This window comes from Cupriavidus oxalaticus (assembly GCF_038900635.1).
GTDB classification, from domain to species: Bacteria; Pseudomonadota; Gammaproteobacteria; order Burkholderiales; family Burkholderiaceae; genus Cupriavidus; species Cupriavidus oxalaticus_B.
On sequence record NZ_JAYMRX010000007.1, the window covers coordinates 192,473 to 205,001 of the forward strand.

Below are 12,529 nucleotides of genomic sequence, written 5' to 3' on the forward strand. Positions count from 1 at the left end.
TATGAGCTGGTACAACAAGGTTGTCTGGAGCGAGGGGCTGTTCCTGCGCCCGCAGCTGTTTCAGCAGCAGGAGCGCTATCTGGAGCATTTCGCGCATAAGCGCGCAGCGGCGCTGAGCGCGTTCTTCTGGGGCTTTGCACACCTGGCCATCGACACTGAGGCGCTGGCGCTCGGCAAGCTGGTGGTTGCCGGCGCCGCGGGCATCCTGCAGGACGGCACGCCGTTCGACGCGCCGGCACATGCGCGGCTGCCCGCGCCGCTGGCATTGCGCCATGAGCACCTGAACCAGCGCATCTACCTGTCGGCACCGATTCGCACTCCCAATACGGAAGAAACCACGTTCGACAACGCCGCGGATTCGCTGGCGCGGTATCACAGCTTCGAAGAAGAACTGCTGGATGCCAACTCGATCGGGCAGGGTCCGAAGCTGGTGCAACTGGCCGACTTGCGCCTGCGCCTGCTGCCAGAGAAGGAGCTGACCGAGTCCTGGATCGGACTGCCGCTTGCCAGGGTGGCGGAGATCCGCGCCGACGGCAGCGCCACGCTCGATCCGGCGCTGATCCCGCCGGTCAACGTGTACACCGCCAGCGCCTTGCTGACGACGTGGCTGGGCGAACTGCACGGCCTGGTGCGCCTGCGTGCCGGTGCGATGGCCGAACGGCTTGCCGCGGCCAGCACCCGCGGCGGAGATGCCGCCGAGGTGTCGGAGTACCTCATCCTCCAGCTGCTGAACCGGCACGAACCGGTGCTGACGCATATGCTCGAGGCCAAGGCCGCGTCGCCCGAGGAACTCTATGTCTTGCTGACGGCACTGGCCGGCGAGCTCTCTACCTTTGTCCGCACCGCAACCCGGCGGCCGCAGTCGTTTGGCGCCTATCGCCACGACGAGCCCCACACCTGCCTGAAGCCGGTGGTCGATGACCTGCGCTTCCTGCTCAACGTGGTGCTGGAGCGCAGCGCACAGCGCATCGAGCTGCGCGACCAGTTCCACGGCATCCGGCTCGCGGTGCTGGAGCCGAACGAGTTCGGGCGCTTCCACACCTTCGTGCTGGCCGTTGGCGCGCAGATGCCGCCCGACGTGCTGCAGCAGCAATTCCCGGCCCAGGCCAAGGCGGGCCCTTCGGAGCGCCTTGCCGAGCTGATCCGCTCGCATCTTCCCGGCATCCCGCTGCGGCCGCTGCCGGTGCCGCCGCGTCAGATTCCGTTCAACGCGGGCCAGGTCTACTTCGAGCTGTCCCAGGACCATCCGCTGTGGGAGCAGGTCCAGCGCTACGGCGGCCTGGCGTTGCACGTGGCCGGCCATTTTCCGGAAATCCGTCTTGAATTGTGGGGAGTGCGCAGCTGATGGAAGACGCAGTCGAAACCACCGGTCGCGGCATGCCGGACGACGAGACCATGCCGTCGTCCGCCATCGGGGACGCTGTCAACGGCGCCGCATCGGCATCCGCGGACACTACCGCGCCTGGGCGTACGGCATGGTGCTGGAGCACGCCTGAAACGCCGGAGCAGCGCGCCGCGCGCATCGCGGCCAGCGCCAATCCGCTGCTTGCCGCGGCGCAACCGCTGCTGCGCACGCTGGCCGACATGCCGGCGCACTTGCCCGGTGCTGGCGCGGTGCAAGCGCTGAAGCAGATGCTGATGCAGGAGATCCGGCAGTTCCAGACGGTCTGCGAGCGCGCCAACCTGCGCCGCGAGCATGTGCTTGCCGCGCGCTACACGCTCTGCACCGCGCTGGATGAAGCCGCCAACGCGACCCGCTGGGGCGAGGCCGGTGACTGGGCCACGCAAAGCCTGCTGATCCAGTGCCACCAGGAGGGAGACGGAGGCGAGAAAGTGTTCCAGCTGCTGGGCCGGCTGGTGGCATCGCCGCAGGAGCACATGCATGTCATCGAGCTGGTCTACCAGGTGTTGTCGCTGGGCTTTCGCGGGCGCTACGGCAAGCGGTCCGAAGGACCGCGCGAGCTCGACGAGATCCGCCAGCAGCTGTTGAACCTGATCGCCGGCGCGCGCGAAAGTGTGCCGCGCGAGCTGTCGCCGCACTGGCGTGGCGCGGCGCCCGGCAGGCTGCGGCTGCTGCGTTCGGTGCCGGTGTGGATCACGGCCTGCGTGTTGTCGCTCGGCATTGCGGCATTGTTCGGCTGGTACAAGTATCGGCTGCTCGACGGCACTGATGCGCTGGCGCAGCAGATCGTCGCCATCGGCCACGCCGCGCCGCCGGATCCGCCGCAGGCACTGCGGCTGGCGACGCTGCTGCGGGCGGAGATCGCCCGCGGCGTCGTGAGCGTCAGCGAAGACGACAGGCGCAGCGCGGTCACGTTCCGCGGCGACGACATGTTCGCCGCCGGCCAGGTTGATGTCAGCAAAAAGGTCCTGCCGGTGCTCGACATGGTAGCCGGGGAGATCGGCAAGGTCGCCGGACAGGTCACCGTCGTCGGCCATACCGACAACGTTCCGATCAAGACCGCACGCTTTCCTTCCAACCAGGTGTTGTCCGAAGAGCGCGCGGCCGTCGTCGCGGAATACCTCGCCGGCAAGGGCGTTGCCAAGGGCAGGCTGGTGGCGGTGGGCAAGGGCGACAGCGAGCCGGTTGCGGGCAATGCGTCGCCCGCCGCGCGCGCGCAGAACCGCCGCGTGGAAATCGTGGTGACGCATTGAGAGAGAGTCCGGTATGGAATTGCTGAAACGTTGCCTGGCCGTGCTGTTCTCGCGTCAGATGCTGGTGTACGTGGCGCTGGCGCTTGCCGCGACCGCGATCTGGTTCATCGGTCCGCTGCTGGCGTTCAATGGCTTGCGGCCGTTGGCGGGGATCGGCATGCGGGTGGCTGCCATCGTGCTGCTGCTGGCGCTGGCATTGCTGCTGGTGCTGCGCTGGTCGGTGGCGGTGATCGGGGTTGCCGTGCTCTGCCTGGCGATCTGGCATGCCGGGCCGTTGCTTGCCGTCGGTGCCGCCCATCCGCTCGCTTCCGACGTCGTACGGGTCGTCGTCATCGCGGTGCTTGTCTTTCTCCTTGCGGCCTATGAAGTGTTTCGCTTCCTGCGCCGCTCGCAGGGGAACGATTCGTTGCTGCAGAAGCTGCTGAACCTTGGCGGAAAGCGTCCGGAGGCCGTTGCCAGCGATGGGCTCGCCATCCTGAACGAGACGTTGCAGAAGGCGCTGAGGCAGCTCAAGGGGATGCGCGGCGGTGGCGGGATCGGTAGCGTCCTGGAAGGCAGGCGCTATCTGTACGAACTGCCGTGGTACATGATTGTCGGCGTCGCGGGCGCGGGCAAGACCACCGCCTTGCTCAACGCCGGCCTGCAGTTCCCGGTGCCCGAGCAGATGAGCGCCGCCGCGATTGCCGGCAAGGATCGCGGCACCCTGACTGCCAGCTGGTGGCTCTCGAACGAGGCGGTGCTGATCGACACGGCCGGTCGCTATGCCAGCCATGGCCAGGATCCGAAGGTCGACCAGGCCGAGTGGACCGGCTTCCTCGCGATGCTGCGCAGGTATCGCAGCCGGGCGCCGATCAATGGCGCGGTGCTTGCCATCAGCGCCCGAGACCTGCTGACGCAGTCGCCCGAAGCGCGCATGCGCCAGGCGGCCAGCCTGCGCGCCCGGCTGGCCGACCTGCGCACGGACCTCGGCATCCGGTTCCCGGTCTATGTGATCGTCACCAAGCTCGACCAGTTGGCGGGCTTCGGCGCTTACTTCCAGTACCTGAGCAGCGAGGGGCGCGCACAGCCGTGGGGCTTTACCCTCCCGCATGACGACCGCAAGGCCAGCCGCTCCGATGGGCCCGATGCCTTCGCGCAGCGCTGCCGCACGGAGATGGCGCTGCTGGTCGACCGGCTGCAGGCAGGACTCGATGCGCGGCTCTATGAGGAGTACGACCCGCAACGCCGCAAGGACCTGTTCGCGCTGCCACAGGAGTTTGCCGGCCTGGCCGAGCCGATCGTCGACATGCTGGCGCAGGTGTTTCTCGATTCCCGCTATGACGATACCGAAAGCACCCACATGCTGCGCGGCGTGTATTTCACGAGTGCGGTCCAGACCTCGTCAACGGTGGTGGCGGACCACGAAACCGTGCTCAGGCGCCTGCAGCGCAACCAGGCCGACACCATGGAAACGCCCGAGCATGCCTTCCCTGCCACGGACGAAGCCATTGCCGCTTCCGCGGCGGCACAGGCGACGGGCCATCGCAGCTATTTCCTGCAGGACGTCTTCAAGCGCGTGATCGTGCCCGAAGCCCACCTGGTGAAGCCGAACCTGCGCTGGGAATTTCGCTTCCGCCTGCTGCGGCTGCTCGGCCACACGCTGGCCGTGGTGATTTTCCTGTGGCTGGGCGCTGCGCTCTATACCAGCGATGGGCAGAACCGCGCCTACCTGCAGTCGGTGCGGCAGAAGGCCGGGGCGCTGGCCGCCACGGTCGCCGCCTTTTACAAGGCGCCGCAGCCGGGCACGATGCCCGAGGTGCTGTCGGCCGCGCGCGACCTGCCTGCCTATGCAGGGCTGGTGCTGGCCGATCCGCCGCTGGCATGGCGCTACGGTCTCTACAGCGTGCCACCGGTCCTCGATGCTTCGGCCCGGACCCACGTCAGGCTGCAGGACAACCTGCTGGTGCCGTACCTGGTGCGCCGGGTCGAATCGGTGCTCGAAAGCGCGGTGGCCGCGCGCGATGCCAGGCAGACCTACGACACGCTGCGCGTCTACCTGATGCTGCACGAGAAGGACAGGTTCAGCGCCCCGGAGGTGCGGGCATGGGTGCAGAGCGACTGGGCCACTGGCAACGGCGCGGTCGCCTTTGGCGGCAGGGTCGCCGTGCTGGAACACCTGGATGGCCTGCTGGACGGCAGCCGGCCGGTGCAGTCGCCCTATGCCCGGAACGAAGCACTGATCCGCTCGGCGCGGGAGTTCCTCGACGGCAACACCTCGATCGAGCGGCTCTACGACCGCGCCAAGGCGGCCATGCTGGAAGCCGCGCCCCACGACTTCACGCTGGTGCGGGCGGTCGGGCCGCAGGCCGGAACGGTTTTTACGCGGGCCAGCGGCGAACCGCTGGAGCGGGGCATTCCCGGGCTCTTTACCTATGCCGGCTATCACGATCTCTTCAATGCGCGCTTGCCGGAGTTTGTCGGCAAGGCGCAGGCGGTCGATGCCTGGGTGATGGGGCGCACGGGCCAGGATGGGGCACAAAAAAAAACGCTTGAGGCCGCAGCCGGCAAGCCGGGCGACAACGGTCCGCTGACGCGCGAGATCCGCCGCCTGTACCTGGAGGAGTATGCGCGTCGCTGGATCGCGTTCCTTGGCGACATTCGCACGGTGACCGGCGGCAACCTTGCTTTTGACCTGGAGATCCTGCGCAATTTCGCCGCGCCGGACTCGCCGCTGGCCCGGCTCGGCCGCGCCGCGGTGGAGGAGACCACGCTCTCCACACCCTCCCGGCCGCTCGCGCCGCAAGACCCGTCGCTGGCGCAGAAGGCGCTGTCCGTGCTCGACAAGACTGGCGGACGGGTACAGGCGCTGAGTGCGCGCGCCGAAGCGCGCCAGGAGCGCGAACTGGTCGACAACCGCTTTGCCGCGCTGCGCGAGGTCGTGACCGGCCAGGCCGATGCCGCGGCGCCGGACGCGCAGGCAGCAGGGGCCAAGCCGCGGCTGGACGCAATTGCCGGCATGGTCAACGCCTACTACACCACTTTGGTGGTAGCCAACAACGCTCTGAATACCCGCAACCTGCCGCCGCCGGCCGACACCGGCGCGCAGTTGCGCATGGAAGCGGCCAGGCTGCCCGCGCCGTTCGCCGCAGTGCTGGCCGACCTGGTGGTGCAGGGCACGCGCGATGTCAACAAGGGCATTGGCGAGATCCTGGTGGCGCAGATGGATGCAATGATCGGCGAAAGCTGCCGCAGCGCCATCGACGGCAAGTACCCTTTCGCCCCCGCGACGGCGCAGGACGTCGATCCGGAAGACTTCGCGCGGATCTTTGCCGCCGGTGGCATGCTCGACGACTTTTTCCAGAAAGTGCTGGCGCCGCACGTCGATACCACCATCTCTCCCTGGCGCTACAAGCTGACCGCGCCGGACGTGCCGCCGGTGGCCGGGCCGAGCCTGGTGCCGTTCCAGCGCGCACGGGACATCCGCGAGGTGTTCTTCCGCGAGCCGGGCGCGAAGCGCCTGGCGTGGAAGGTCGACCTGAAGGTCGTCGGGCTCGATCCCGAAATCGTCGAGCTGAACCTGGACTTCGACGGACAAGGGCAGCGCTACGTGCATGGTCCGGTGGTGCCGCTGAAGATCACCTGGCCGGGGCCGCGTGGCGGCCAGGGCGCACAGATCAGCGCCAGCCCGCGCATCCGCCCGGAGACTTCGACGCTGGCCGCCAGCGGCCCGTGGGCACTGATGCGGGTAGTGGCAAGGGGAAAACTGGCCGGGTCGGCCAGCGCCAGCCATTTCGTGGCGGAGTACGACTTCGATGGCCGCAAGGCGCGGCTGGACATCAGCACCGGCAGCCTGGCCAATCCGTGGACGACGGGCTTGCTGCAGGGCTTCGAATGCCCGGGGCGTTCGGGATGATGACGCCCGCCGCGCCGGGTAGCGGCAACCACCTGCTGCGGCTGGCGCAGCCGGTGATCTGGGTGCTCGACGAGCTGACGCCGGAACTCGATTCCGCGGCGCGCCTGGAGACGCTGCAGGAAGCCGCGCACACGCGCCTGGCGAACTTCCGCCAGGCCTGCCGCGCGGCGGCGTTGCCGGCGGAGGATGTGGAGGCGGTCCACTATTGCCTGTGCGCGGCGCTGGACCAGGCGGGCCGCTGCGTGCAGGGACGCTCCGGTGCGTGCCGTGGGGCCTGGCTGCGGCGCGGCCTGCTTGCGGCGCACTACGGCGAAACGGATCGCGGCAGCCGCTGCCGCGCACTGGTCGCCGGGCTGCAGCAGCGAGCCGGCGTTCATGCCGACGCGCTTGAAGTCATTGCATACCTGGTCGGGCGCGGGCTCACGGATGAACGCGGACGGCCACCGGCAGAGCTGGTGCCGCGGATCCGGCCGGCGACTCGCGAGATCATGGCGCTGAGACCGGCCCCGCCATGGCAAGCGCCGCCCGAAGCGCCGGCGCCCGGCGCCCGGCCGCTGCTTGCCGTCGCCGCAGCGGTCTTTCTTGTCGCTGCCGTCTTCATGGTGGTCCAGGCGACGCGCCAGGACGCCGCGACCGATGCGCTGGCACCGCGGCTGGAGCGGCTGGCACGAGCCGCGTTCCCGCCGGCAGACACGCTGGAGCGGGACATCGAGCAGGCCTTCGCCCGGCAACTCGCCAGCGCAGCCGTCCGTGCCGATGTGCGTAGCGATCGCCTGCACCTCGTCTTTCAGGACGGTCTGTCATTTCTGCCCGGGCAGGCGCAACTGCCGCCAGCGCTGGCCGAACAGCTCGACAAGCTGGCGGACCTGCTCGACGGCCGGGCCGAATGGATCACGGTGGTCGGGCACGCCGACGATTCGCCGATGGCGCAAGGCGCGTATCGGTCCAACCAGGCTTTGTCGGAAGCGCGCGCGCAAGAGGTGGCCGGCTACCTGCAGGCGCGCGGCCTGGCACCGGTGCGGGTAGAAGCCATCGGACGGGGCGCCGCGCAGCCCGTGGCAGACAACCGCACTGCCAAGGGCCGGTTGCTGAACCGCCGGGTCGAGGTCTTCGCCGGCATTCGCTAGGCGCGACGCCGGCTGCGCGCCAGCCGGCATGGGAATTGCTGCGTTTTTCGTATCGCCGCGCCAGCCAGGTGCTGCGACGGTGACTATATTAGGGGCATCGGCTCCGACATCGGAACGGCATTCCCCATGGCATATACCCACACCATCGGCATTCAGCGCCATGTCTTCGACAATCTGCGCACGCTGCTGGCCAAGGCCAGCCCGGCGCGCTCCGGCGATGCGCTCGCCGGCATCGCCGCCGCCAGCGAGCAGGAGCGCATGGCCGCCCGCCTGGCGCTGGCCGACGTGCCCCTGGCGCAGTTCCTCAATGAGGCGCTGGTGCCATATGAAGAGGACGAAGTCACGCGCTTGATCGTCGACCGGCACGATGCTTCCGCTTTTGCCGCGATCGGTGTCACGACCGTCGGCGACCTGCGCAACTGGCTGCTGCGGCACGAAACCGACAGCGCCACGCTGGCGCGCGTCGCGCCGGGCATCACCCCCGAGATCGCGGCCGCGGTCAGCAAGCTGATGCGCAACCAGGACCTGGTGGCGGTGGCGCGCAAATGCCAGGTAGTGACGCGCTTTCGCAATACCGTCGGCCTGCCGGGGCGGCTGGCGGTGCGGCTGCAGCCGAACCATCCTACCGACGATCCCAAGGGCATCGCCGCTTCCATCATCGACGGCCTGCTGTACGGGTGCGGCGACGCCACCATCGGCATCAATCCCGCCTCGGACAACCTGGGCGCCATTGTCTCGCTGTTGCATATGCTCGATGCGCTGCGCAGCCGCTTCGATATTCCCACGCAGTCGTGCGTGCTGACCCACGTCACCAACACGTTGCGCGCGATCGCGCAGGGCGCGCCGGTCGACCTGGTGTTCCAGTCGGTGGCGGGCAGCGAACGCGCCAATACGGCCTTCGGCATCAGCCTGGCGCTGCTGGCCGAAGCCCACGACGCCGCGCAGGGGCTGGCTCGCGGCACCGTCGGCGACAACGTCATGTATTTCGAAACCGGGCAGGGCAGCGCGCTGTCGGCCAACGCCCACCATGGCGTCGACCAGCAGACCATGGAGGCGCGCGCCTACGCCGTGGCGCGCGCGTTCTCCCCGCTGCTGGTGAATACGGTGGTGGGCTTTATCGGGCCGGAATACCTGTACGACGGCAAGCAGATCATTCGCGCCGGGCTGGAGGACCACTTCTGCGGCAAGCTGATGGGCGTGCCGATGGGCTGCGACGTCTGCTACACCAACCATGCCGAGGCCGACCAGGACGACATGGATACGCTGCTGACCCTGTTCGGCGTGGCCGGCATCAATTTCATCATGGGCGTGCCCGGCGCCGATGACATCATGCTGAACTACCAGAGCACTTCATTCCACGATGCGCTGTACCTGCGCGAAGTGCTGGGCCTGCGCCCCGCGCCGGAGTTCGAGCAATGGCTGCAGCGCATGGGCATCGCCGATGCCGCCGGCCGGCTGCTGGAGCCATCCGAACGCCAGCCGCTGCTGCAGATGGCGCACAGCCTGTAAGGCCCGGCCCCTGGCCATTCATCAGGAAACGCCATGTCCGACCTTCCTTCGCCCCCTGCCGATCCCGCCGCTACGCACGACGCCGATCCATGGCAGCGCCTGCGCCAGTTCACGCGCGCGCGCATTGCACTGGGCCGCACCGGCCACAGCCAGACCACCGATGCCGTGCTGGCGTTCGGACTGGCCCATGCGCAGGCGCGCGATGCCGTGCACCTGCCGCTGGACGCCGATGCCGTAGCCGGCGCACTGCGCCAGGCCGGGCTCGACCACGTGCTTGTCCACAGCGCAGCGCCCGACCGCACCCATTACCTGCGGCGCCCGGACCTCGGCCGGGGCCTGGATGACGAGAGCAGGGCGCGCCTGGCCGCGGCGCGGCCGCAGCAGGCGCCCGATGTCGTGTTCGTGATTGCCGACGGGCTTTCGGCGCTGGCCGCGCAAACGCACGCGGTGGCGGTGCTGGAGGCGACGCGCCAGCGGTTGCCGCGGGCATGGCATATCGGACCGGTGGTGGTGGCGGAACAATCGCGCGTAGCGCTTGGCGACGATATCGGCGCCGTGCTTGGCGCGCGCCAGGTGGTGATGCTGATCGGCGAACGGCCCGGACTGAGTTCGCCCGACAGCCTCGGCATCTACCTGACCTACGCCCCGCAACCGGGCCGTACCGATGCCGAGCGCAACTGCATCTCCAATGTGCGGCCCGAAGGATTGCCCTACGCGCAGGCCGCGCAACGCCTGGTGTTCCTGCTGCGCGGTGCCGTGGCACTCGGGCGCTCGGGCGTGGACCTGAAGGACGACAGCGAGCACGCAATGGCTGGCGACGCGCCGCCGGCAGCGGCATTGCCGGACCTCGAATGAAAACGGCCACCGCGGGATCTGATCCCGCGGTGGCCGCAGCGCAGCGTCGCCGCGCTACATCATGCGGCGCGAGAAATGGCCCGGCGTGGCATCCGACATCAGGTCCATGAACTGGTCCCGTGTCATGTGCACCAGTTCCTGGTGGTCGCCGCCTTCGAAATACACCTCAGGCTGCTCCATCAGGCTGTCGTCCACATAAGTCTGCATGCCATATGCCATGGCGACCGGCGGAATCGCGCCAAGGTCGCAATCCTTGAAGATCTCGCGGATTTCATCCTCATGCGCGAGCACCAGGTCGCGGCCGGTCTGCTCGCAGATGGCAGCCAGCTGCAGGTGATGGCTCGAAGGGATCACGGCGGCGACATAACCGCGCTCGTCCTCGAGCAACAGGGTCTTGGCCAGACGGTCTCCGGGAATGTGCGCCGCCTCGGCAGTGGCCATGCTGCTGAGGGTGTAGGGGTGGCGGATGATGTCGTACTGGGTATTCTTGCTGCTCAGGCAGTTTGCGAGCGTGCTAGACAGGGCCATGGTTGCTCCTCAGGACAGGGATACACCTACGGTTATCCTTGTGCTCCTAATATAGTGCCTGGCGCCGTGCCCAACGGCTCCCGATCCGCCTCGCAATGCTAGCAGTGCAGCCGCGGCCACACCGCCTGCAGTTCCGTTTTCAGGAAGTTCAGCAGGTAGCGCGTAGCCAGCGTCTGGTAGCGGTTTGGCATGGTCAGCATGTACAGCCGGCTGCCGAACACGCTGATGCGGTAATCCGGCAGCAGCTGCACCAGCCCGCCGCTCGCCAGTTCCTCGCCGATCGCGTAGATCGGCGTGATGCCGATGCCGAGGCCGGCCACCACCCCTTCCTTCAGGAAGCCGAAGTTATCGGAACTGAGCGTCGGTTCCAGCACCACCTGGTCGCGGGCTTCCTGCGCTTCACTGCCGGGCCGCGTTCCCGCGACCTTCAGCTTTTGCCCGACCGGCGAGGCGCAAACGATCGCATGCCCTTGCAGGTCGGCGAGTGTGTGGGGCGCCGGATGGTCTGCCAGGTAAGCGGGCGAAGCGCAGATGACCCAGTCCACCGTGCCGATCTCCGTGGCGATGACCGAATCGGGCGGCGTGGAAATGATGCGCAGCGCCACGTCCACATCCTCGGATACCAGGTTGTGCACGCGGTTGTCGAAGACGACATCGAGGGTGATGTCGGGATAGCGCTGCTTGAACTGCACCAGCAGCGGCGACAGTATCGTATGGCCGAGGCCGGTGGGGACCGAAAGCCGCACATGACCCTGCAGGCTCTTGCCCATGTTGCTGATCAGCGCATTGGCAGCCGCCACCTCGCCGAGGATATTGCGCCCGTGCTCGTAGAGCCCGGCTCCTACCGGCGTGGGCTCGACATGGCGGGTGGTCCGCCGCAGCAACTGTACGCCGAGCTCTTCTTCCAGCGCCTTCAGCCGGTAGCTGACATTGGCGCGCGTCATCTTGAGCTTGCGCGCGGCCGCGCTCAGGTTGCCGGCGTCGACGATGTCGACGAACAGGCGCAAGGCGTTGAGGTCCATGGCTACAAGGAAAGAAAAAGGGCCGGCCCCGCCGCATGGCGGGTGCCGGCCCCGTATATTGCCATGCTGGCGCGCCCGCGCGGCAGCATGGCCGGGACTTCAGTGCTCGTGGTGCAGATACTTCGCCTGGCGCGGCAGGCGCAGGCTGACCAGGAAGGCAATCGCCATCATCGCGGTCACGTACCAGTAGAACGCTGTCTCGTGGCCAAGGGTCTTCATGCCGAGCGCCACGTATTCGGCGGAGCCGCCGAAGATCGCGTTGGCAATGGCATAGGCCAGGCCCACGCCGAGCGCGCGTACCTCGGCCGGGAACATCTCGGCCTCCACGATAACGCTGATCTGCCCACCCCCGCAATGTGCTGCGCCGCAGCATGGGGGGAAGGCCGGCACGGTGCCGGCGGGGTTTGAAGGGGATTGTCCAGCCAGCGGGACAGTGTGTCCCGCGATGTGTCCGCCCGGGAAGGCTTTCCAGATTGGCCGTCGCTTGCACCGAACGCGACTCTGGGCAATGATGCGATCCACACCGTCAACCGGCCCCGACGCGCCCCCCGTTTGCCATGCACCGCTTGATGCGCCGCTGGCTGTGCGTGCCTTTGTTCATTGCCGGCGCCAGTGCCTCTGCCCAGGACCTGGTCGAATGCAAGCGGATCGAGCATGACCAGCTGATTGCCGCCACCCAGGAAACGCTGCTGTTCCTGCGCTGCCGCGCGCGCCAGGTAGCCTACGAAGCGCCACGCCTCAAAGGCGTATCGCAGCGCTTCAAGGACGACCTGATTTTCGCTTGCCTGGACCAGGCGGACGCGGTCGAGCACCAGTTGCGCGTGCGCCATGGCTATTCTCGCGAAGCGCTGGCGCGCCAGCGCTGTACCCCACCGGACGGCGCGCCCGGCTGAGCCACGCAACCGCCGTCAGCAAGCCGCCGCGAGACGGCTCACACTCCG

At 68.0% G+C, this 12,529-nt stretch carries 9 protein-coding genes and 1 pseudogene; 7 read left to right on the forward strand and 3 right to left on the reverse strand.

The features are described 5' to 3' along the window. Position 1: 1 nt before the first annotated feature. From tssK to eutC, 6 genes are all read left to right on the forward strand, one after another. Positions 2-1,345, forward strand: coding sequence for a type VI secretion system baseplate subunit TssK (gene tssK / locus VSR71_RS14390; protein WP_342914525.1), 1,344 nt, complete (start codon positions 2-4; stop codon positions 1,343-1,345). Beyond that, positions 1,345-2,655, forward strand: a complete 1,311-nt coding sequence (gene tssL, locus VSR71_RS14395; RefSeq protein WP_342914526.1) for a type VI secretion system protein TssL, long form — start codon at positions 1,345-1,347, stop codon at positions 2,653-2,655. The genes tssK and tssL overlap by 1 nt, the downstream gene beginning before the upstream one ends. A gap of 13 nt (positions 2,656-2,668) precedes the next feature. Beyond that, positions 2,669-6,547 carry a type VI secretion system membrane subunit TssM gene (gene tssM / locus VSR71_RS14400; RefSeq protein WP_342914527.1) on the forward strand — a complete coding sequence of 1,293 codons (3,879 nt, stop codon included), beginning with the start codon at positions 2,669-2,671 and terminating at the stop codon, positions 6,545-6,547. Next, a complete protein-coding gene (locus tag VSR71_RS14405; RefSeq protein WP_342914528.1) occupies positions 6,544-7,674 on the forward strand; it encodes a DotU family type IV/VI secretion system protein in 1,131 nt (376 codons plus the stop codon). The genes tssM and VSR71_RS14405 overlap by 4 nt, the downstream gene beginning before the upstream one ends. Before the next feature lie 126 nt (positions 7,675-7,800). Beyond that, complete coding sequence (locus VSR71_RS14410) at positions 7,801-9,183, forward strand: ethanolamine ammonia-lyase subunit EutB (protein ID WP_342914529.1); 1,383 nt, start codon at positions 7,801-7,803, stop codon at positions 9,181-9,183. Between the two features lie 33 nt (positions 9,184-9,216). Next, a complete protein-coding gene (gene eutC / locus VSR71_RS14415; protein ID WP_342914530.1) occupies positions 9,217-10,038 on the forward strand; it encodes an ethanolamine ammonia-lyase subunit EutC in 822 nt (273 codons plus the stop codon). A 54-nt stretch (positions 10,039-10,092) separates the two neighbouring features. Here eutC and VSR71_RS14420 read toward each other — a convergent pair whose 3' ends face one another. The 3 genes and pseudogenes from VSR71_RS14420 to VSR71_RS14430 all read right to left on the reverse strand — a co-directional run. Beyond that, the gene (locus VSR71_RS14420; protein WP_342914531.1) at positions 10,093-10,566 is read right to left on the reverse strand and encodes a YbaK/EbsC family protein; all 474 of its coding nucleotides are present in this window, start codon (positions 10,564-10,566) and stop codon (positions 10,093-10,095) included. A gap of 98 nt (positions 10,567-10,664) precedes the next feature. After that, complete coding sequence (locus VSR71_RS14425; protein ID WP_342914532.1) at positions 10,665-11,588, reverse strand: LysR family transcriptional regulator; 924 nt, start codon at positions 11,586-11,588, stop codon at positions 10,665-10,667. A gap of 99 nt (positions 11,589-11,687) precedes the next feature. Beyond that, a pseudogene (locus tag VSR71_RS14430) lies at positions 11,688-11,927 on the reverse strand (alpha-ketoglutarate permease); the annotation flags it as partial. A gap of 218 nt (positions 11,928-12,145) precedes the next feature. Here VSR71_RS14430 and VSR71_RS14435 point away from each other — a divergent pair. Then, positions 12,146-12,481: a hypothetical protein gene (locus tag VSR71_RS14435; RefSeq protein WP_342914533.1), complete on the forward strand. Its 336-nt coding sequence runs from the start codon at positions 12,146-12,148 to the stop codon at positions 12,479-12,481. Positions 12,482-12,529 lie beyond the last annotated feature (48 nt).

Bases quoted from the DNA above. Each gene is read 5' to 3' on its own strand.
- tssK (WP_342914525.1), top strand. From the start codon at position 2: ATGAGCTGGTACAACAAGGTTGTCTGGAGCGAGGGGCTGTTCCTGCGC.
- tssL (WP_342914526.1), top strand. From the start codon at position 1,345: ATGGAAGACGCAGTCGAAACCACCGGTCGCGGCATGCCGGACGACGAG.
- tssM (WP_342914527.1), top strand. From the start codon at position 2,669: ATGGAATTGCTGAAACGTTGCCTGGCCGTGCTGTTCTCGCGTCAGATG.
- VSR71_RS14405 (WP_342914528.1), top strand. From the start codon at position 6,544: ATGATGACGCCCGCCGCGCCGGGTAGCGGCAACCACCTGCTGCGGCTG.
- VSR71_RS14410 (WP_342914529.1), top strand. From the start codon at position 7,801: ATGGCATATACCCACACCATCGGCATTCAGCGCCATGTCTTCGACAAT.
- eutC (WP_342914530.1), top strand. From the start codon at position 9,217: ATGTCCGACCTTCCTTCGCCCCCTGCCGATCCCGCCGCTACGCACGAC.
- VSR71_RS14420 (WP_342914531.1), bottom strand. From the start codon at position 10,566: ATGGCCCTGTCTAGCACGCTCGCAAACTGCCTGAGCAGCAAGAATACC.
- VSR71_RS14425 (WP_342914532.1), bottom strand. From the start codon at position 11,588: ATGGACCTCAACGCCTTGCGCCTGTTCGTCGACATCGTCGACGCCGGC.
- VSR71_RS14435 (WP_342914533.1), top strand. From the start codon at position 12,146: ATGCACCGCTTGATGCGCCGCTGGCTGTGCGTGCCTTTGTTCATTGCC.